Origin of the sequence: Calothrix sp. FACHB-168 (assembly GCF_963889195.1) — a bacterium.
Classification (GTDB): domain Bacteria; phylum Cyanobacteriota; class Cyanobacteriia; order Cyanobacteriales; family Nostocaceae; genus Aulosira; species Aulosira anomala_A.
Genome location: NZ_CAWPNJ010000052.1, coordinates 26,442 through 48,527, shown reverse-complemented (window position 1 = coordinate 48,527; position 22,086 = coordinate 26,442). Strand labels below are relative to the sequence as shown.

General features: G+C 40.1%; 15 protein-coding genes. 10 read left to right on the top strand and 5 right to left on the bottom strand.

From position 1 onward, the window contains the following. The first annotated feature begins 14 nt into the window (after nucleotides 1-14). The 7 genes from lepB (at nucleotide 15) to AACW45_RS27740 (ending at nucleotide 11,659) form a co-directional block, all read left to right on the top strand. A complete protein-coding gene (gene lepB, locus AACW45_RS27770; RefSeq protein WP_190629322.1) occupies nucleotides 15-653 on the top strand; it encodes a signal peptidase I in 639 nt (212 codons plus the stop codon). A 144-nt stretch (nucleotides 654-797) separates the two neighbouring features. Then, entirely contained in the window at nucleotides 798-1,583 is a 786-nt protein-coding gene (locus AACW45_RS27765; protein WP_190629321.1) for an MOSC domain-containing protein, read from the top strand. A 558-nt stretch (nucleotides 1,584-2,141) separates the two neighbouring features. After that, entirely contained in the window at nucleotides 2,142-5,042 is a 2,901-nt protein-coding gene (locus tag AACW45_RS27760; RefSeq protein ID WP_199330979.1) for an ATP-binding protein, read from the top strand. Continuing rightward, nucleotides 5,039-6,874, top strand: a complete 1,836-nt coding sequence (locus AACW45_RS27755) for a two-component system response regulator (protein ID WP_190629320.1) — start codon at nucleotides 5,039-5,041, stop codon at nucleotides 6,872-6,874. Before AACW45_RS27760 ends, AACW45_RS27755 begins: the two co-directional genes overlap by 4 nt. Before the next feature lie 178 nt (nucleotides 6,875-7,052). After that, nucleotides 7,053-8,330 carry a hybrid sensor histidine kinase/response regulator gene (locus AACW45_RS27750; RefSeq protein ID WP_190629319.1) on the top strand — a complete coding sequence of 426 codons (1,278 nt, stop codon included), beginning with the start codon at nucleotides 7,053-7,055 and terminating at the stop codon, nucleotides 8,328-8,330. Nucleotides 8,331-8,760: 430 nt separating this feature from the next. After that, a complete protein-coding gene (gene ldpA / locus AACW45_RS27745; RefSeq protein ID WP_190629318.1) occupies nucleotides 8,761-9,879 on the top strand; it encodes a circadian clock protein LdpA in 1,119 nt (372 codons plus the stop codon). A gap of 40 nt (nucleotides 9,880-9,919) precedes the next feature. Then, nucleotides 9,920-11,659, top strand: a complete 1,740-nt coding sequence (locus tag AACW45_RS27740; RefSeq protein ID WP_190629317.1) for a R3H domain-containing nucleic acid-binding protein — start codon at nucleotides 9,920-9,922, stop codon at nucleotides 11,657-11,659. Nucleotides 11,660-11,786: 127 nt separating this feature from the next. Here AACW45_RS27740 and AACW45_RS27735 read toward each other — a convergent pair whose 3' ends face one another. Continuing rightward, on the bottom strand, nucleotides 11,787-12,359 hold the full coding sequence (locus AACW45_RS27735; RefSeq protein ID WP_190629316.1) for a nitrate transporter: 573 nt from the start codon (nucleotides 12,357-12,359) through the stop codon (nucleotides 11,787-11,789). A 584-nt stretch (nucleotides 12,360-12,943) separates the two neighbouring features. Further along, nucleotides 12,944-13,522 (bottom strand): TIGR04376 family protein, encoded by a 579-nt coding sequence (locus tag AACW45_RS27730; protein WP_190629315.1) that lies wholly within the window; start codon nucleotides 13,520-13,522, stop codon nucleotides 12,944-12,946. A 503-nt stretch (nucleotides 13,523-14,025) separates the two neighbouring features. On the opposite strand from AACW45_RS27730, the gene AACW45_RS27725 reads away from it, so the two are divergent. Beyond that, the gene (locus AACW45_RS27725) at nucleotides 14,026-14,220 is read left to right on the top strand and encodes a type II toxin-antitoxin system HicB family antitoxin (RefSeq protein ID WP_190547615.1); all 195 of its coding nucleotides are present in this window, start codon (nucleotides 14,026-14,028) and stop codon (nucleotides 14,218-14,220) included. 252 nt (nucleotides 14,221-14,472) lie between these two features. Here AACW45_RS27725 and AACW45_RS27720 read toward each other — a convergent pair whose 3' ends face one another. Next, the gene (locus AACW45_RS27720) at nucleotides 14,473-15,321 is read right to left on the bottom strand and encodes a D-alanyl-D-alanine carboxypeptidase family protein (protein ID WP_190629314.1); all 849 of its coding nucleotides are present in this window, start codon (nucleotides 15,319-15,321) and stop codon (nucleotides 14,473-14,475) included. 180 nt (nucleotides 15,322-15,501) lie between these two features. Here AACW45_RS27720 and mnmG point away from each other — a divergent pair, with 180 nt between their 5' ends. Further along, nucleotides 15,502-17,445, top strand: a complete 1,944-nt coding sequence (mnmG, locus tag AACW45_RS27715; RefSeq protein WP_190629313.1) for a tRNA uridine-5-carboxymethylaminomethyl(34) synthesis enzyme MnmG — start codon at nucleotides 15,502-15,504, stop codon at nucleotides 17,443-17,445. A 211-nt stretch (nucleotides 17,446-17,656) separates the two neighbouring features. Beyond that, nucleotides 17,657-18,970 carry a hypothetical protein gene (locus AACW45_RS27710; RefSeq protein ID WP_190629312.1) on the top strand — a complete coding sequence of 438 codons (1,314 nt, stop codon included), beginning with the start codon at nucleotides 17,657-17,659 and terminating at the stop codon, nucleotides 18,968-18,970. Nucleotides 18,971-19,566: 596 nt separating this feature from the next. On the opposite strand, the gene AACW45_RS27705 is transcribed toward AACW45_RS27710, so the two are convergent. Both AACW45_RS27705 and AACW45_RS27700 read right to left on the bottom strand, forming a co-directional pair. Beyond that, nucleotides 19,567-20,346, bottom strand: a complete 780-nt coding sequence (locus AACW45_RS27705; RefSeq protein WP_190629311.1) for an N-acetylmuramoyl-L-alanine amidase — start codon at nucleotides 20,344-20,346, stop codon at nucleotides 19,567-19,569. 286 nt (nucleotides 20,347-20,632) lie between these two features. Beyond that, nucleotides 20,633-21,217 carry an HPP family protein gene (locus AACW45_RS27700; RefSeq protein ID WP_190629310.1) on the bottom strand — a complete coding sequence of 195 codons (585 nt, stop codon included), beginning with the start codon at nucleotides 21,215-21,217 and terminating at the stop codon, nucleotides 20,633-20,635. Nucleotides 21,218-22,086 lie beyond the last annotated feature (869 nt).

Below are 22,086 nucleotides of genomic sequence, written 5' to 3'. Positions count from 1 at the left end.
ACTTCAGCAATTTCATGCAAAATCAAGTGTCTGATAAAAATTCTAGTCAACAACCCGATCATTCCTGGATTGGAGAGCTAGGTAGAACGGTTATATTAAGCATAGTTCTAGCCTTAGGAATTCGTACTTTTGTTGCCGAAGCGCGTTGGATTCCTTCGGGATCTATGGAACCCACCCTGCATGGTACTCCAAACCAGTGGGAGGCAGACAAGATAATTGTAGATAAATTGAAGTATAAGTTTTCTCAGCCACAGCGAGGAGACATCGTAGTCTTTTCGCCCACAGACGAGTTAAAAAGAGAACAATATCACGATGCCTTCATTAAACGCATCATTGGTTTACCTGGGGAAAAAGTAGAACTCAAAGATGGCAAAGTCTATATCAATAACAAACCCCTACCAGAAGATAGCTACATCAAAAACCAACGTACAGTAATTGACGTTTGTACCTCAGGCGCACAAGTACCCTTTTTAGCAAAACCCCAAACCATACCCCCAAAATCATATTTGGTGCTAGGTGATAACCGTAACAGTAGCTATGACAGTCGCTGTTGGGGTGTTGTACCACAACAAAATATCATCGGTCGTGCTGTGCTACGATTCTGGCCTCTCAATCAAGTTGGTGGTTTAGATAAATCACCGTTATATCCCTAGATTTAACAGTTTATCCTAGGTTTGTAGTCAGCACTTCAGTGCTGATTACGAACTAGCTGGAAAATGGGCATTGGGCATTGGGCATTGGGCATTGGGCATTGGATAATTTACAACTGACAACTGACTATTGACATAATCTGTATAATGCCATACTTAGCCAAGATTGTTCTCTACCCCATTAAGTCGTTGGATGGTGTTGAAGTTGAGAAGGCGAAAGTTCTCCCTAGTGGAAGCCTAGAGTGCGATCGCGAATTGGCAATTTTTGATGAAAACGGCAATTTTGTTAATGGTAAACGCCATGCCAAAATTCATTTGTTGCGCACAGAATTTGCACTGGCGCAAAGAACTATATCTGTGCAACTTCCTGGTGGCGATTCACCAATCAATTTTCATTTAGATAGAGAAAGACAGGCGCTAGAAGCAACTCTCAGCGATTTTTTTGGCTTTAAAGTCACATTAGGACAAAATTTACAATCAGGCTTTCCCGACGATCGCAACTGTCTAGGGCCGACTGTAATTAGTACAGCAACTTTAGAAGCAGTAGCTTCTTGGTTTCCAGATATGACTGTGGCGCAAATGCGGCGGCGATTACGGGCTAATATTGAAATTGGTGGCGTCCCGGCGTTTTGGGAAGACCAATTATTTAGCAATAATAGCGATGTCGCTGTTTCTTTTCGCATTGGTGATGTCTGCTTTTTGGGAATTCAGCCTTGTCAACGCTGTGTAGTTCCCACCCGCAATCCTGATTCTGGTAAAGCTGATAGTAATTTTCAAAAAATCTTTGTCCAGCAGCGACAAGCCACTTTACCAGATTGGGCGGCTTTATCCCGATTTAATCATTTTTATAAATTAAGTATTAATACTAGGCTAGCTGAACTCTCAACTGCTAAAAATTTACAAGTTGGGGATGAAGTTGTAATACTAACATAAGGTTTGTAATCTTTCTTAAAGAAAAAAAGTAAATGGTAAAAATATCGCAAATTTCTTTACCGTTTAATCGCCTAAATTATCTAGTATTTTTCCCAGTTTTGTAATTGAATATGTATGATTGTTTGCCAAGAACTAGAAATTTAGAGACTAGTTACGGTAGCGGTAAACAATTGAAAATTCCCTATATACTCTGGTGTCGATTGTAACAGTTAATATTGGCTGGCATACTGTAGTTAATTAGTTAAATTTAAACCAAGATAGATGCCATTCCGAATCAGTGTAAACCGAGATTTTGCACTACTCAGAGAAAATATGCCTCAGCATATTCCCGTAAAATTCCACAAATTAGCCTATTAAAAGCAAACTCTAAGATTAAGTTGAGGAGGCACAGAGTTAGCCTAGAAATTATATTAACCCAAAGACTGCTATCTTTTATACAAGATTAGACAGAACGCAAAGTATGTCTTGCACTTGAAGATAGTAGTAATTCTGATATTTTTTGTATTTTATTTGACATACCATCCCCAAATGTAGCAAGGGGTACAAAATCTCACAACAATGTTATCTAAACTTCAGTCTATTAAATGTCTCAACCTGGTAGTTGAGAGAACTTCTATCAATATGATGCGCCGCAAATATGTTGTAATTATGCCGATTGTGTTGCAATTTTGGGGAACTGTCGGGTTTTTCGGCTATATTTCACTTCAAAACGCACAAGCTGGACAAAATTTAGCAACTCAGTTAGAGAGTGAAATCTGCGATCGCATCGACAAATACCTCGGTAAATACCTGAAAACCCCCCAGCCAATCGATCAACTAGGTTTGCTGAGTTTTGCTGACTTACAAGCAGCCAAAAATTATCTGTGGGAACAAATACAAGTTTTGCAGATTGGCGATCGCCATTTTACCCACCCCCAACGGGGATTGATTGCCATTGAACAGCTGCATCGGGGCGCTTTATTGATGCCAGCAGTTTCCCGAACCCAGAGTATACTTTATGTTTACCCTACCAAGAGTCAAGTAAATCGCCGCTATTTCCAGAATGTTAACAATCGCCATGAATTAAGGATGAATTGGTTGATTGTTGGATTTATTCACAAAGCCAACTCGCTAAAACAACTTAAGCCACTCCAAAATATTAACTTGTTATCCCTTGTTGCCTTTTTAATAGTGGCGCAATTTGCGATCGCGATTACCTGGTTAACGATCAAGTTAATTATGCAACTCAATAAATCTTCTCAGACAGCGACAAACAAGACTGACTCAGAAGCAGTGGTAAATAATGAATTAAATCAACTTAATATCTCTGAAAATCATCCACATAGTGAACCGCAGAAAAGTTACACATTTTTACCCAAAAACTCTACAGCCTTAAACAGAGTTTTATCTGTAAATCAAAATCCAGCATCTATATTTTTGACTGCAATTCCTCAAGGGAAAAACTTGACCAAACAACCAAGCGATCGGGAAGATATGCATCGTCTTGACCAGCAGATTTTTTCCCAACAATTTACTACATCATCACGGGTAACCTTAGCAGCATTTAAACAAATGTATCTCAACGACAACGAATCAAAAAAACAAGATATAGACAAAAAGCAATTTGTCTTTAAATATGGGCTTCCCGGAGCAAAGGCGCTACCAGGACAAAGTTTTAGAGTTAAAGAAATAGGAGTGCGTCATCCAGAGAAAACAATCCTAATTGAAGCCTTGAAAATGCCCATATATGACGAATTGCGCAATATGAAAGACGAGGCAAATAACTCACAAGAAGTAAATCAACAGCAAAAAACTGACAAAGTACTCACCCAATACAATCGCCTCCTAGAATCGCAAGTTAGAAAGCGAACTCAAGAACTTTTAAAAGTTATTCAACAACTGCAAACGACCCAAAAACAGCTAATTCAATCCCAAAAAATTGCTGCTAGGGGTAGATTAGCAGCAGAACGGGCAAACCGGGCGAAAAGTAAATTTCTGGCAAATATGAGTCATGAATTGCGGACTCCACTCAATGCCATTTTAGGTTTTACCCAAGTCATGAGTAATGACAATTCTTTATCATCGGAAAATAAAGAAAATTTGGCGATTATCAATCGGGCTGGCGAGCATCTTTTAAATTTAATCAATGACATTTTAGAAATGTCGAAAATCGAAGCCGGTAAAACTAGCTTGAATATCAAAAGTTTCGACTTAATTCGGCTGTTGACAAGCTTAGAAGAGATGTTTGGTTTGCGGGCTGCGGCTAAAGATTTACGCCTAGTCTTTGAATATGCGCCGAATCTTCCCCGATATGTGCAAACCGATGAAAGCAAACTACGCCAGATTTTACTCAATCTCTTGGGCAATGCGATCAAGTTTACTCGTAAAGGCAACGTCATTGTCAGAGTCAGTGGCGGAACCCTGGAAGATCGCGATCTTCGGCTTTACTTTGAAGTCGAAGATACTGGCCCGGGAATCGATCCGCAAGAAATTCATTTGTTATTTGAAGCGTTTGGACAAACCGAAACCGGGAGACAATCGCAACAAGGAACCGGACTAGGCTTAACTATTAGCCGCAAATATATCCAAATGTTGGGTGGAGATATTACAGTTACTAGTAATCCGGGTGAGGGTAGTAAATTTACCTTTGATATTCAAATTAGCCCAGCTTGTGATAACGAAATTCAAAATCAGCAAAATAAACAGAAAATTCTTGGTTTAGCAGCAAATCAAGGCGAATACCGTATTTTAGTAGTTGACGATGTCAAAGAAAGTCGGCTGGTGTTAGTGAAAATGCTGACAGCTATCGGATTTATTGTTCAAGAAGCTACAAATGGCCAAGAAGCGATCGCTCAATCTTTAGCATGGAAACCACATTTGATTTTCATGGATATGCGAATGCCGATTATGGATGGCTACGAAGCTACAAAAGCTATTAAAAAACAAATCCAAATAGGGTATAAAGAAAAGAACTTCACACCCAAATTAGGAAACCTAACTAACCAGCTAACTGACCAATTATTAACTATCCCCGGATTTACTAATCGGGAAACTAGCCATGTACCAATTATTGTTGCCTTAACTGCCAGCGCTTTTGAGGAAGAAAGACAGAAAATTTTGTCAATCGGTTGCGACGATTTTATTCGTAAACCATTTACTCAAGAAGTATTACTAGAAAAAATCAGCGAACATCTGGGTGTAAAATATGTCAGCCCAGACGAGACTGTAAATCCAGCTGCTAGTCAAGAAACAGACATATTTCCCAGTGAAGCGGAAGTTATCTGGCATTTATCACAAATGCCCCAGCCTTGGTTAACAAATATCCGTCATGCCGCAGCTAGCTGTAGCGATGACATGATTTTAGAGTTGCTTGCCCAATTACCTCCAGAACAAAGCCAAATTTTCCGGGTTTTGGGAGAATTAGCACACAACTATCAGTTTGAAAAAATTATGGAATTGACTAGAACAAAAGCAGAATGAACTACGAGCGGTTAGAACCAGAGAAAAAAGATATATTGCTGATTGACGATATGGCAGATAATCTGCGAGTATTATCGTCACTGCTGACTAGAGAAGGGTATAACGTTCGCAAAGCTTTAAATTGGCAAATGGCTTTGACTGCTTGTCAAACCGTATTACCAGACTTGATTTTACTAGACATTATGATGCCGGAAGTTGATGGCTATGAAGTCTGTCAGCGTTTAAAGGCTTGGGATGTAACGGCACATATTCCCGTAATTTTTATTAGTGCCTTAGATGATGTCTTTGATAAAATCAAAGCTTTTAAGGTAGGTGGTGTAGACTACATTACCAAACCTTTTGAATTGCAAGAAGTCTTAATTCGGGTACAAAATCAACTAGCGCTCAGAGCCGCACAATTAGAAATTATTAAGTTGAATGTGGAACTCGAACAAAGGGTGAAACAACGTACTTGGGAACTAGAAAAAGCGCTGCAAAAACTCCAGGGAGAAATTAATTCGCGGCAACAACTACAAAGTAAATTACTAGATTTAGCCTTGCATGATTCCCTGACTGGGTTGCCGAATAGAGTGTTATTTATTCGGAGAATCGAAAATGCCCTGAATCGTGCCAAGCAACAATCTCACTATCAATTTGCGATTTTGTATTTAGACTGCGATCGCTTTAAAGTTGTCAATGATTCTTTAGGTCATTTAGTAGGCGATGAATTGCTGTTAGCTATTGCTCATCGTCTACAATCAACTTTAACGCCGATGGATACTATCGCTCGATTGGGTGGCGATGAATTTGGCATTTTGTTAGAAAATCCCACAGATATCAATATGGTAATTGAAGTGGCAGAGCGTCTGTTGCAGCAGCTCTCACTTCCCTTCAAACTTACCAGATATGAGGTATTTATGAATGCCAGTATTGGTATTGCTTGGGGAAATAAAGATTACGATCGCCCAGAATATTTACTCCGGGATGCTGATACGGCTATGTATCGCGCTAAGGCATTAGGGAGAGCCAGATATCATGTTTTCGATCCGATCATGTATCAAGAAGCTATTCAGCTGTTAGAGATTGAAAACGATCTGCGTCGCGCTGTAGCACGGCAAGAATTTATTGTTTATTATCAGCCGATTGTTTCCCTGCTTACAGGTAAAATTGCTGGCTTTGAAGCTTTAGTACGTTGGCAACATCCAATTCGCGGCTTAATTCTTCCAGCAGAGTTTATCCCTGTGGCGGAAGAAACCGGACTGATTACTTCAATTAACACCTGGGTATTACAGTCAGCTTGTCAACAATTACGTTTATGGCAACATCACCCAGCTATTCCCGACAGCTTGACGATTAGCGTCAACTTGAGCGCGCGTTTATTTTCTCAACCGAATTTAATGGCACAAATTGACGAAATTCTCTATGAAACCCAAGTAAATCCCGAAAATTTAGAACTGGAAATTACCGAAACTGTGATCATGGAAAATAGTCATGCCGTGAAAACAATTCTGCAACAGTTAAAAGAGCGAAGAATTAAGTTAGTCATGGATGATTTTGGTACGGGTTATTCTTCTTTAAGTTATTTACATAGTTTTCCTTTAAATGCTTTAAAAATCGATAAATCTTTTGTCAAGAGAATGCAGGAAAATCAAGAAGATATGGGCTTAGTACCTGCCATGATTAACATTGCTGATTCAATGGGGATGAGAGCGATCGCAGAAGGTGTGGAAACTACGGAACAATTAGCTCAACTAAGAAGTTTAAACTGTGAATTTGCCCAAGGCTTTCTTTTTTCTAAGCCCATAGAACAGCAATCAGTTCTGAATTTACTCACAACTGCACCTCAATGGTGAATTATTTTATTTGTTCAGTTGTCATTTGTCATTGCTGAAAAATTCTGATTTTCATACTGTCAGTACTCAGATTTTGCGCTTTGCTGTTTGTCTTGTGTATAAATAGAATTGATCAATGTAACATGACGTATAATTCATGACAAATGACCAATGATAAATGACCAATGACAAATGACCAATGAATTTAAATCACCACAACAATCATAAAGGGAATATTTTGGTGGTAGATGATACCCCCAATAACTTGCGTCTGCTTTCAGCTATGTTAACGGCGCAAGGTTATGAAGTGCGCAAAGCCTTAAATGGAAAAATGGCACTGACTGCTTGTCACGTAGTGTTACCAGATGTGATTTTACTTGATATTAATATGCCAGAAATGGATGGGTATCAAGTTTGTCAACAACTCAAAAGTGACAAAATTACGGCGGAAGTCCCTGTAATTTTTATTAGCGCCTTAGATGATGTTTTAGATAAAGTTAAAGCTTTTGATGTAGGTGGGGCTGACTATATCACTAAACCGTTTCATGGTGCAGAAGTGATATTACGGATAGAAAATCAAATTAATTTGCGCTTATTTCAACTAAAACTGCAAGAAAAAAATATATTACTCGAACAGGCTCTAGCTAATTTGCAAGCGGCGCAGGTACAACAAATTCAAAATGAAAAAATGGTAGCATTAGGCCAATTAGTAGCGGGAATTGCCCATGAGGTGAATAATCCTATTAGTTTTATCTATGGGAATTTGCAATATGCTAATCAATATGTCCAAGATTTAATAAATATTATTAATACATATCAACAAGAATATCCGCAACCAAATCAGAAAATTGAGAAAATTCTGCAAGATTTAGATTTGAATTATGTAACTAAGGATCTGCAAACTCTCATGGGTGCTATGCATAGAGGTGCAGAGCGAATTACAGATATAGTTCTGGCATTACAAAATTTTTCTAGACATGATGAATCCTTGATGAAACAGGTGAATATTCATCAAGGTATTGATAGCGCTTTGATTATGTTGCAACATCGATTGCGGGAAACCAAAAATCATCCGGCGATTGATATTGTGAAAGATTACGGAAATTTACCTTTAGTTAATTGTTATGCTAGCGAACTTAACCAAGTATTTATGCATTTATTGAATAATGCCATTGATGCTTTTGATGGATGGGTGAGTCAAGAAAAGCCACAAATCCAAATTCATACACAACTAACACAGACAAAGACAGTGAAGATTGCGATCGCGGATAATGGCCCTGGTATCGAAGAGTCATTGCGATCGCGGTTATTCGATCCATTTTTTACCACAAAACCCGTAGGTAAAGGTAGCGGGTTGGGATTATCTATTAGTTACCAAATAGTCGTGCAAAAGCATCGAGGACAAATAGCTTGTTTTTCATCACCAGGAAAAGGCGCAGAATTTTTACTAGAAATTCCCCTAGAACAATCTGAGTAAGCTCATGCGCATCTAAATTGCAAACTACTAATAAGGGCAGTCAATAGTCAACAGTCAATAGTCAATAGTCAACAGTCAATAGTCAATAGTCAACAGTCAATAGTCAACAGTCAATAGTCAACAGCCCTCACAATGGATTGTGCGAGGAAAATTTTGGCATTTTCAATTAAAATATGCTTATATGCATTTAATTATATTTATATATGTATATTAAAAAATTAGAAATTTTTGATACCTGCTGTTTAATTTCTGTAACTTCAACCAAAAGCATCAAACTAACTTTAGAAAGGCTGAAATCTATGTCTATCAGGGGTTGACAGGCAAATCTACAATTGATTGGTAAAACCCCTCAGACGTAAAAATGAGGAAATTGGGATTTTTTCTCTATAAGAGACTACATTTTTCAGTCGCAGAAAAGCATAATAGAGATGTGACTGATCTGTTTACCCCTTTACAATCCCTAAAAGAAGGTCACTGGTTCAAACTAATTTGTGGAGCCAGTTTCCAGCATCTTCCTGCGGTCAGAAGTTTAACATTAGCCTACACTTTGGCGGGCGCTGACTGTATAGATGTCGCGGCCGATCCAGCAGTGATTGCAGCTGCTCAAGATGCACTTGCAGTAGCTAAGGAACTAGCTTTTGAGGCTCAAAAACGCGGCTTTGGTTTTCAAGGCAACTTACCATTTTTGATGGTGAGCCTGAATGATGGTGAAGACCCCCATTTTCGCAAAGCCGAGTTTAATCCCACTGATTGTCCCCCAGACTGTCCTCGCCCCTGCGAACGGATTTGTCCAGCACAAGCGATTGTGTTTAACAGTATAAAAGATAACTACTCAGGTGTCCTAGAACAAAAGTGTTATGGCTGTGGACGTTGCATCCCAATTTGCCCATATGATATAATTTATACAAGCTCATACATGTCAACGCCGGGAGCGATCGCTCCATTAGTCATGTCAACAGGAGTAGATGCTGTCGAAATTCATACACAGGTAGGGCGATTTACAGAATTTCAGCAACTATGGCAAGCAATTTCACCGTGGATAGATAAATTAAAGTTAGTAGCGATCAGCTGTCCCGACGGCGAAGGAATGATAGATTACCTTCAAGCACTATATAACCTAATGCACCCCCGTCCCCATGCTTTAATTTGGCAGACAGACGGCCGTCCCATGAGTGGAGATATTGGCGATGGCACCACTTTAGCGGCAGTGAAATTAGGACAAAAAGTTTTGGCAGCACAGTTACCCGGATATGTGCAGTTAGCAGGCGGCACAAATAGCTATACCGTTACCAAGTTACAGGCAATGGGAATGCTAAACGATTTTAGATTGGCAGATACCAATTTAAAATCCAAAATTGCCGGAATAGCCTACGGTAGCTACGCCCGCGTACTGCTGTCACCAATTTTGGCACAATTAGAAACTCAGGAGGTGAGTAAAACCAGTGTTAAGGCGACTACCCGCCTGGAAGAAGACGATATATTGCTCTGGCAGGCTGTAGAGCTTGCCCATTCTCTCGTTTCCCAGCTCAAGTCACAACAGGAGCGCTAATCGCTCGTTCGTTATCTCGCAAAACGTCACCATAGAAAGCATGACGATTACAGACGATCTCCAAAAGTTGTTAGACATTTTGCCCCAAGACCTGCGACAAATACTAGAGGATCATCCCAAAAGAGACTATTTAGTCGAAGTGGTTTTGGATCTGGGCCGTCGCCCAGAGGCTCGCTTTCCTAATCAAGCTGAGTATCTGAGCGAACAGCCTGTCACTCAAGAACAGATAGATGATTGCATTCAGCGAGTTGGAACCTTTGGCGGAGATAATCGGGCAGGAATTGAGCAAACTTTGCACCGAATTAGCGCCATTCGCAACCGCACGGGTAAGATTATTGGCTTAACCTGTCGTGTCGGTCGGGCGGTATTCGGCACCATTGGCATGATTCGCGATTTGGTAGAAACTGGTAGATCGATTCTGATGCTGGGGCGGCCAGGAGTCGGTAAAACTACTGCCTTACGGGAAATTGCCCGGGTTTTAGCCGATGAACTCAACAAGCGCGTGGTAATTATCGACACCTCCAATGAAATCGCTGGAGATGGCGATGTTGCCCACCCTGCCATTGGTCGCGCCAGAAGAATGCAAGTGGCTCATCCAGAACTGCAGCATCAAGTGATGATTGAAGCGGTGGAAAACCACATGCCAGAAGTCATCGTTATTGATGAAATTGGCACAGAATTGGAAGCTTTGGCAGCTCGTACCATTGCCGAACGCGGCGTACAGTTGGTAGGTACTGCCCATGGTAACCAAATCGAAAACCTGATTAAAAACCCCACCCTGTCAGATTTGGTCGGGGGTATCCAAGCGGTGACCTTAGGAGATGACGAAGCGAGACGCCGGGGCAGTCAAAAGACTGTTTTGGAACGCAAAGCCCCTCCCACCTTTGAGATTGCTGTGGAAATGTTAGAACGGCAACGCTGGGTAGTTCACGAAAGTGTTGCAGACACGGTAGATACTCTCCTGCGGGGTCGCCAACCTAGCCCACAAACCAGAACTGTTGATGACAATGGCAAGGTGTCCATTACCCGCCAACTTTCAGTAGTTAACGGTCGCGGTGCGGTAAATCAAGCAGGTGGGGAAGAATCCTTTGGGAGTTCTCGCCAATCTAACGGCTGGCGTTCATCTGGGCAAATGGTAGCCTTACCACCCCCATCTCTAGAGCGGGAGAGAGTTACTGGGCGCAGTGAATTTGACCGCTTGCTGGATGAGTCGTTTAATTATACCGACACCATTGATTTTAGCGGCGGTAAAAAGCCAGGCCCCAATGGCGAAGATTTACCACTACACGTTTACCCCTATGGCGTCAGCCGCCATCAACTAGAGCAGGTAATTAGCGTGCTATCTTTGCCTGTGGTATTGACAAAAGACATCGATAGTGCTGATGCAATTTTGGCATTGCGATCGCATGTCAAAAACCACGCCAAATTAAGGCAAATGGCTAAGGCTCGTCATGTACCCATTCACATGATTAAGTCCAGCACCATACCACAAATTACCCGTGGTTTGCGGCGACTGCTGAACATTGACGAGCCGGAAATCGCTGACGATCAAGAACTGCAACTGTTTTTACACAGTGGTAGCGATGACGAAATGGATGCCCTAGAAGAAGCTAGACTCGCTGTAGAGCAGATAGTCATTCCTAAAGGACAGCCAGTTGAGTTATTACCCCGTTCTCCCCAAGTCCGCAAAATGCAGCATGAGTTGGTAGAACATTATCGGCTCAAGTCTCATAGCTTTGGTGAAGAACCAAATCGTCGCTTAAGGATTTATCCGGCGTAATCTCAACGAATTTTAGATTTTAAATTTTGGATTTTGGATGAAATATTCAAAATCCAAAATTTAAACATTGTGTGGCATTGTGTGGATGGTGCGATGCCTGTGGGGAACGCAATCTAATTAAATCTAATTAACTAGACTTCTTACTGGCGGAAACCATTTGTACCAAAAGATAGGTACTGAAATCTAAAAACTGATCGAGTAAACAGCCAATCACACCAATATAAATTATTGCCTGGATTAAGTAATTAATATTGCCAGCTTTATAAGCATCCCAGACTAGTAAACCCAGTCCCTTTGGGCCGATGAGCATTTCTATAGCAATGACTGTAAACCAGGCTATCCAAATGCTAACTTTCAAAGCATGAAATGTATGGAATATTGCTGCACGAAAGCTTTTATTCTGTCTGTAAAAATGCCCCATTCCTATCGCCATATTTAAAATCATTGTCCAGAGAGTGCCAATAAAAATTACCATTACAGATGCAACTTCACTATCTGGAAATAAGATGAGAGAAATTGGTAGCAATGCTATAGGCGGGATACTATGAGGTATTTGAAATATCCGCTTAGTTAGCTGATAGATGGGGTTATTTAAACTGATTAAGTAACCAATGAAACCACCTAAAATTGCGGCTGGGATATAGCCCACAAATAATTTTTGCAGGCTAGATAAAATATCTAGAGGTATACTATGTTCCATGCCTCAGTTCTAATTTGGCAAGTCTAGGAAATACTGCGGCAATTGCAAACAACAAGGTAGCGCCTCGGTTTCCCTCAATAACTAGAGCAAAGGGAAGGGAGACGAAGAGATAAAAAATGCCCAATTAGGGCTGACAGTCTTATTAAATTAAATTTAACAATAAATTAAAGCCAAGTTGAAAAATTAAATAAAATTTCCATAATTCAATTTTAAAATTAACTTTTAGATGCTTATAAGCTAAATAATCCCAAAAATCTATCAAATAGATAGCAAATTGTAAATTATGCCAAATTGTAGGGCTACGGTTACCCCGCCCCTACGAGTTGAGGGTTTGGTAAGTTAATGATGGAAATATTTTTTTATTTGCAAGTAACCGAGCGGGGCACAATATGATTGTGCCCTACCTATTTACTTTATTTAGTTAAAAATTGCTGTAATCAATAATTCATAATTCCTAATTAAGGATTGCATAACAACTTAATTGAAAATACAGCAACTTAAGGTACTAATATGTATAAGCTGAGTATATGAAAATTGTTAAATTACGAATTACGAATTACGAATTACGAATTACGAATGATAAATTATTTTTTGCCCAAATTGCGTTTCATTTGTTCTAGCTCATCTTCTGTTTCCCAACGCTGAAACTTTTCTTCTAAGTCGTCAAAACTACTAGAATAACTACTAGATGCCTTTGACCAACCATCGGTTTCTAAACGCTGTTGAGCTTGCGCTCTGGCGCGTGCTTGTTGTGCAGCAGAGGCTTTGGCTTGTACCTCTTGTCGCCGTGCCTGAATTTTTTGTAGTAATTCTTGAGATTGGTTAATCCGTTCTTTTAAGCCTTGCATGTGTCCCCAGCGCTGATTACCTTCGCGCAAAAGGGCGGCTTCTCGTTCTTGGGCTGCGAGGGCTAAATCATCTCTACCAGCAGCTTTAGCCTTTTGAACGCGGATGTGCCAACGCTGAATTTCTTGTGCTGTAGATAGAATATCTTCTTGCGATCGCTTTTCCTGCAATTGTAAATCAGCAACCAGCTTTAAAGTATCTTCTTCTTGCTCCCGTAGCTGTTCTAACAGCGCTTCTAATTCCAAATGGGGATTATTCCGCAAGAATTCTTCTAAACGGTTTTCCAGAAACCGACTTAAATCATCAAATAAGCCCACTGCCAGCACTCCAGATTCAAGTATGTGCCTTTATTGTAATAATTATTATCGTCTGGGGAAAGCTACTGGTAAAATTTCAGTCCCAAGATTCAATACAGTTCAGTTAGTGCCAAAACCTTTAACAATTCAAAATTCAAAATTCAAAATTCAAAATTAAACAGGACTTACGCAAGAATCATCAAAAACCTTAATCTATTGAACCGCCAAGACGCCAAGAACGCCAAGAATTCGTAGAGTGTGCGTAAGTCCTATTAAAGACATTTTCAGACGGGGATTTAAACCCCGACTGAAAATGATACTACGTATAGACGTAGGGGTCTTAAACCCTTTTATGTACGATAAATGTTTCTAAAACTACTTTTTTGCTGAAAATGAATAATGTATGTCAGTACATCCTCAAATCTATTCTGGACAATTAATAGTTCCAGTTTGTGCAGTATCACAAGATAAATTTTTGTTTAATTTAAGAAGTTAAAATAACAAGCAAAAGCGGTTTTGTAGATATGCGTTACAAAGTCAAGTTAAACAAAACGAAAACAGGATATGCTATTTGGTGTCCCGCTTTACCAGGATGTTGGACTTTGGGAGAAACCGAAGAAGAAGCATTAGAGAACATCAAAGAAGCAATTAAAACCTATTTAGAAAATTTTGATGAAGTTACTCAAAATGCAGAGTTACGCTATGTAGATGTGCGATAAATAGGTGACAATGGCGAGTAAGTCAAAAGTCAAAAGTCAAAAGTCAAAAGTCAAAAGCCAAAAGCCAAAAGAATTATATTATCTACTTTTGCACCATTGGGAATGGTATATTAATTTACGCCTTAACGCAGTGGTTTCCTAAAATACAATAAGCTAAATCGGATATTTGGGGCTAACTGAACCTTATTGGCAGATAATACCCAAATTTCATAATTATGAATTACGAATTACGAATTACGAATTACGAATTAACTAAATTGGTGTAATCCAATAAGCGATACCTTTGACTAATTTTTTCTGGAAACCAAACACAGGTAATTGTGACTCATTTAAACCTAAATAAGTCCAATGGGGGGTATCACCTTCTACAGTTTGAAACCAGCCATTTTGATTTAAAGCCTGTCTTTGCTTTTGACTTGATAAGCGTAAATCAATAGCTAATCCCCAGAGATGTTGTGATGTTCCTGGCGGTGCAACTATGCTTAAAATTGCTGTTTCTTTACCCTGGCGGACTTTGTCTAAGGTTCTGTTGTTAGCATATTTGCGCCAAAATCGCAGATTCGTGCTGTAAGTTCGCGTACAATCACCGCCACCATAACCTGATTTGAGAGAAATTTTTTGGATTGTTTTGGCTTTATTTAAAGCTAATGCTGCGGCTTGTTGTAAATAACAATCCTTAGTTCCATCAACTTTAATCATTGTTAAAGTTGATTGAAACTCTTTCGTTTCTTGCTCGTTAGCTAAGATAACTTTCTCTGGTAACTTAATTTCTGGCTCTTGATTAACAAATACTGCACCATATTGACGCAATAAAATATATTCATAAGTACCTGATTGGGGAATTGTCGGTAATTTAATTGCAACTGCTGATAAAAATCGCTGCTGCTCGGTTAATTCAGGATTGGGAGTAAATGGTGCAATTGGACTAGGTGAAGATGTCGAATTGGGAGAAATCAGACATTGTGCATTATTTAAGCAACTGTTGAAATTAACGCTTTGAATAACTGTTTGGTGGTGAGCAATTCCATTACTAGCGACCAAGGTAAAAGTAATCAGAAAAATTATTGTTATTAGAGATGATTTTTGCCATATTTTGTGCATATTTACATAATTATGAAATTGTTTAAACAAATTCTTATTGTATAGAATATTCAGTTTATTTAACGATTGATAAATAATTTTCAATTGTGGAATAGGTTAACCTGCAATTCCCAGCACATCCATGAAACTACGGTATCAGCTAAAATTGAAAATAACTCTCAGTTTGTTGACCTTGTAAGTATGACCATGCACAATTCAGTGGAATTTCAAGACGCTTTTGATGTTATTGTCGTCGGTGCAGGTCACTCCGGCTGTGAAGCAGCCCTGGCTACTGCGCGCCTTGGTTGTCGGACTCTGCTGTTGACGCTGAATTTAGATAAAATTGCTTGGCAACCATGTAATCCGGCAGTGGGCGGCCCTGCTAAGTCTCAATTAACCCATGAAATTGATGCTTTGGGTGGGGAAATTGGGAAAATGGCAGACCGGACTTACCTGCAAAAGCGGATTCTCAATTCTTCACGGGGGCCTGCTGTGTGGGCTTTACGCGCCCAGACTGATAAGCGCGAATATGCAGCCGTGATGAAGGGAATTGTGGAGAATCAAGAGAATTTAACCATCCGTGAGGGAATGGTTACAGACTTAGTACTGGGTGCTAATGATGAAGTCATCGGTGTTGAGACTTACTTTGGCGTAGCTTTTCAATGTACAGCAGTTATTTTGACGACTGGGACATTTTTGGGCGGAAAGATTTGGGTAGGAAATAAATCAATGGCGGCGGGACGCGCCGGAGAATTTGCGGCGGAAGGCTTAACAGAAACCTTAAATCGCCTGGGTTTTGAAACTGGAAGGCTCAAAACTGGGACACCAGCACGGGTAGACAAGCGATCGGTAGACTATAGTAAAATGTCTCTCCAGCCAGGGGATGAAGAAGTACGCTGGTTTAGCTTTGACCCCCAAGTTTGGGTAGAACGGGAACAAATGCCTTGCTACATTACCCGGACGACGGCGGAAACTCATCGCCTAATTCAAGAGAATTTACATTTGTCGCCTGTATATGGTGGTTGGGTAGAGGCGAAGGGGCCTCGCTATTGTCCGAGTATTGAAGATAAGATTGTCCGCTTTGCCGATAAAGAAAGCCATCAAATCTTTATTGAACCAGAAGGTAGGGATATTCCCGAACTTTATATTCAAGGGTTTTCCACAGGTTTACCGGAAAATTTGCAAATCCAAATGTTACGCAGTCTTCCTGGTATGGAAAACTGCGTGATGCTACGTCCGGCTTATGCTGTGGAATATGACTATTTACCTGCAACTCAGTGTTATCCGACAATGATGACCAAAAAAATTGCGGGGCTGTTTTGTGCTGGACAGATTAACGGTACAACAGGTTATGAAGAAGCAGCCGCCCAAGGATTTGTGGCTGGTGTGAATGCGGCGCGGTTTGTGTGCGGTCAGGAAATGATTGTTTTTCCGCGTGAGCAAAGTTACATAGGAACTTTGATGGATGACCTATGTACAAAGGATTTACGCGAACCTTACCGTATGCTTACGAGTCGGTCTGAGTACAGATTAATACTGCGTTCGGATAATGCTGACCAGCGATTGACGCCCTTAGGCAGGGAAATTGGCTTAATTGACGATCGCCGTTGGGAATTATATACCCGCAAACAAGCGCAGATTATTGCGGAAAAAGAACGGCTACACGGTACGCGCATTAAAGAACATGATGAGATCGGAAAAGCGATCGCATCTGATACTCAACAAGCCATTAAAGGTTCGATTACCTTAGCTGATTTATTACGTCGTCCGGGATTCCACTATATCGATCTCGATAGATATGGATTAGGTAATCCCAGCTTGAACCAGCTTGAGAAAGAAGGCGCAGAAATTGACATTAAGTATTCTGGTTATCTAGCTAGACAACAAAATCAGATTGAGCAAATTGCCCGTCAAGCCAATCGCCAGTTACCTGCTGATTTAGATTACACAACAATTGATACCCTGTCTAAAGAAGCGCGAGAAAAGTTAAGTAAAGTAAAACCACTTACCATCGGTCAAGCAGCACGTATAGGTGGCGTAAACCCGGCAGATATTAATGCTTTATTAATATTTCTGGAATTACGTAAAACCAAGAGCCAGTCAGAGTTTTCGGCTTTGGCTTCAAAAAAACTTCATGAAGCTTGAGTATAGTAGTAGGGAAGAGATGGGTATGATAGATGACATGAATCCAGAAATAGCATTATCAGCAATCTCTAGATTCTAAGTTGAATTTAATACCACAAACCAATCAACTCGTCTAGTATGGACGGAAGATTGAAAGTTTCACAAAAAATACTCATTTCCAGGCAGTAGGGGCGGTATTGAGCCGTCCTCGCAACTACCACCCACAAGCCTTATGTTAAAAGAAGCCAGCACTCATATCATTATTCCAGAACCATCAGATGAATTGATTACCAACGAGCCTTGGACTTTTGAAGTCTACGCTGATGGCTTGATGGATGAAATCTTTGCCGATATCGATAATGTTCTGGATGCTACCGGGGATTACCACCACCAAACTGTGAATGTAGAGTATGTGCCTCTGCAAACAGTGAAAATGCCGCAGATTGTCTTGCCAGATGAACTACATCAATCGGTGGAAGGAGTTTCCCAAATCAGGGAAAAGACTGTCAACCCAGTAGTAGTTGATACCCCTGCGAAAAAAGCAGTTATTCGCAAGGTGAAAAAAGGCAAGAGTCCTTTTAGTGGATTAATTATTTTTGGAGCAACGATTATCGGTGTAGCGATCGCGGGCATAATTTACTTATTCAACTCCAGAGTGCTAACTTTCGCCACCTCTAAGCCCATAACATCCGCATATATCCAGGAACCGCAGCCGCAGTTACCGAAAAAAGTTGATGTTCAAGCTGAGTTGGTTGATTATATGCTAGGGGCGCTGTCAATTATTGAACAGCAACAAAGCAAAAATAATCAAAGCTACGCTACTCCGGGAAATACCACCTTGAATGAAATTCCCAAAACAGCAGCTTTACCTGTAGTTAGCGAGCAAAAAAACCTGATTTTACCCACACCTCTAGCCGTAAATAATCCACCACCAGCCCCAAGAATCACGAAGAACATTGTTGAGCGCATATACATTCCTGTGTATCAAGCACCAGCCCCGATGCGCAATGTACCGTCTCTACTACCGCAAATTCCCAAAACTAAATCGCCTGTAGCGACTGTATCAAAAATTTCCCGTCCTAGCGCGGTTAAAAATGTTTTAACTGCCGTGCGCAAACCCGCTAAACCTGTCAGCGTTAATATGTTTGCTGCGGCTGTACGCACAGATTTGAAGCCTGTAAATGTACGTACTGCACCAGTGCTAGTTGGGCAATCATCCAATCTGCTACCCACGTTACCAGTTGTCCCATTCCGGGCTGCACCAGCACAGATGTCTACAATGACAACATCTACAGAAGCGGTATCTACTCCATCGCTGCAACAGGCTGTGTCAGTTGTGCCACAACCTACTCATATCTTAGAAGGAATATTAGAGTTAGGAAGCAAATCTGCTGCTTTGTTTAAAGTTGATGGGACTACACAACGCTTTGCAATTGGTGAAAACATCGGTTCTAGCGGCTGGACACTAGTAGATGTGAGTAATGGGGAAGCGATCGTTCGTCGGAATGGCGAAGTCCGCTCAATTTATACAGGACAGAGACTGTAAAACAATTTACAACTTTATAATTGACCCAAATGGATATTTACCATAGGTAGGGCTGATATCAATTCGTTATTCGTAGATTACGAACATCGGACATAATCTAGTGCCGAATTTTAGTAACTTGATATTATGCCTTACCTACTTAATCTGATGATGTCTAGACTGAACCACTAATTCCAAATAAAAATATGTGGATAATTGGCTGGTGACATTCACTAGTATTAACTAGTTATTTTTGCAGAAATTATTTGCTGCTCGATTAATTTAATAAATAATACAGTATTTTCCCTTATCTGCTATCAGGGGTGTGACACCTCATTACCTTCTAAATTCAGTAATTAAACATAATTGCTGCTATGAGTTAGCTCAATACTTCTGCGTATATCTGCGGTAATTGGGCATGGGGCATTGGGCATTGGGCATTGGTTATTTTATTTTTAAATAATGTTTGTGCCACATCAATATATTTTAGAGGGCATGGCAGTGCCATCTACGGTTTGTCATGGGTGGGAGCGACGATCGTGAGGCTTCGCGTCAATTTATCATAGGTAATTAAGATTTTTGTAGGGGCGGGGTTTCCCCGCCCTTGTATGGTTTGATTACACAACTTTACAGTGTCCAGCAAACACAAAATGTGTATCTCGGTTTCCTTTGGTTTTGTCAGGCCACTTCACCCAATAATGCTGTTCTTCAAAACGAGCGTCTAAGACTGGGTATTTTCCAGGAGCAATCTCAATTAAACTCTCTTTAGGTAAATCTGAGGATTGATCGGTAGAGGGTTTTAATACAGTTGCTGTTGTAATTTCCACAAGATGCTCTTTATTATCTTTATCATCTTTATCAGATTTATCAGCTTTAGCTGTTTCTTCCCCTGAATCACCAATTAATCCATCTTTGATGGCTTCAGCCATTTTTTCGGCATCAAAAATATCCATATCTGTTTGGGAATCACAAAAGCAGCATTCAACTAAAATAGCTGGCATTTGTGTATTTCTTAAGACGAATAAAGGTGTATTTTTGACGCCACGATTAGCAAATCCTAATTTGACAATCTCTTTGAGAACTGATTGCGCTATTCCTTTGGAGGCGTTACTCATGGCGAAAACTTCTGAGCCATGAACTTTACCATTGAATGCATTAAAGTGAATAGAAACGTAAATATTCACATTATTGGCATTCGCTTTATTGGTTCTTTGCGCTAGAGAGTTGGTGACGTTACTAGCTGTTTTTGGGGTGCAATCAATTACTGTATGACCGGCTGCTTTTAATTTTTGCATGAGCAGCGTACCGACGGCTTTAGTTAAATCATCTTCTTTTTTAATACCTAATGCGCCTGTATCTGGTGGGCAATTATGTCCCATATCAATAGCAAATTTCATATTTATCTCCTGTGTATTAGCTGAAAAATATAAGTTGTCTGTATCAGCAATTACCTATGGTAGTCTAAGAGCGATCGCCTGATTGGTCAGAATAAATCGGTAATTACTGTATCCTTAGGTAAAGATAACCGTAATTTGCGGTTAAATTAGTCAAACACAGCCAAACTTCAAGTAATAGAGCAGCTTGATTAGCAATTAAGGCTGAATATCTCGCCTATATCTTATCTGCTTCTCTGTAACTCTACTCTCTGATTGTGAGAATGTGCTGGCTTAAGAGTGTAAAAGCTTACAACCAATGTTTGGGATAAGACCTCTCTTGTGCCAGGTTATTGAAGACTACAGCACAAAGTAACAGAATTACGGAACCTTCTAATGCTGGTGTGAGCAAAAATTGCCATTGCGCTTTTGTCATCATCACGACTAATGCAATTGCGCCTGAAGGTGGGTGTAATGTGTGGGTAAACTGCATGATTCCAATAGCTGTGGCTACAGCCATTCCCATTGTCCAAGGTTCGGAACCGAAAAGATGTAAGATAGTGAGGCTAACTAAAGCTCCTATAAGGTTACCGCCAATCACATTCCGGGGTTGAGCTAAGGGACTGTCAGGTACAGCAAAGATTAAAACGCTGGTTGCGCCAAAGGGAGCCATGAGCAGAGGTGAGCCAGTTTTCGCGGAGATGTAACCTGTGGCGGCTATGCCAATAAAACTACCCAGCCAAGACCAGAAAATATGTTTATGATGGGGTCTATCTAATGGGACTGTTCGCTTGGTTCCGCAGAGCTTAACACAATAATTTTTACATCTGGATGAAATGCTTTTGTAATTGAATCTGGGTAGATAGGTGTAATTAATTCGCTCTTTCGGTAACATAGCTTGTTTTCAGCCTCATTAATAACCACATCAAAAAAACAGCAAACTCAAAAAGTTGGCTGCACAATACTGCCTTTGCCAATATTGAAATTTAGAGGATGTCTCTTGAAGTATAAAATATCGCCCTAGATCCCCCCTACCCCCCTTAAAAAAGGAGGGAATTTCTTAAAGTCCCCCTTATTACAGGAGTTTTCACCTATTTGAACCACATCTATCGTAGGGGCACGGCATCCACAATCTTCTCATATATACAATAATTTTACTGGTGCCGTGCCCCTACAGTGTGGTCTATTTACAGGAAGATGCTGTAAGGGGGATTTAGGGGGATCTACAGGTCTAAATACAGCACTAAAAAGTTTTCATACATCCTCTTAAGAATCAACAAAGGAAATCGCTCAAAGTTCTTTGTTTCAGCAATATCTCAAGCTTGTATAATTGCTGATTTTAAGGTGCAAAAATTTAGCCTAAATTGCTATTTTGCAAACAAGGCTTTTACTGCATAAATCAGCATTTTTAAGGCAAGATATACTCTCACCCAATGAATACCAACTTAAGAACTTTGTTTAATTATTATTGAATGTCATGATTCCTTAATATTTTAAACTTAATTTTACTTTAAATTACTGAGAGTAAAGTTTCAAAATATATAAACAAATCATAAAATCTATAAAAAATGCTTATCAATTAAGTGTGGTAGTAGATGCTTATATGCATATAGCAATCCTATTTGATATGCAAATAAAAGGGACAAGGAAGATATGTGTTTGTCAATCATTTAGGACTGCTATATACAGGCTAGTGCTGCATGGCGTAAATAACCATACCATTTTATAAATTCATTTTGATAATCTAGAGTAGTGCGAGCATCT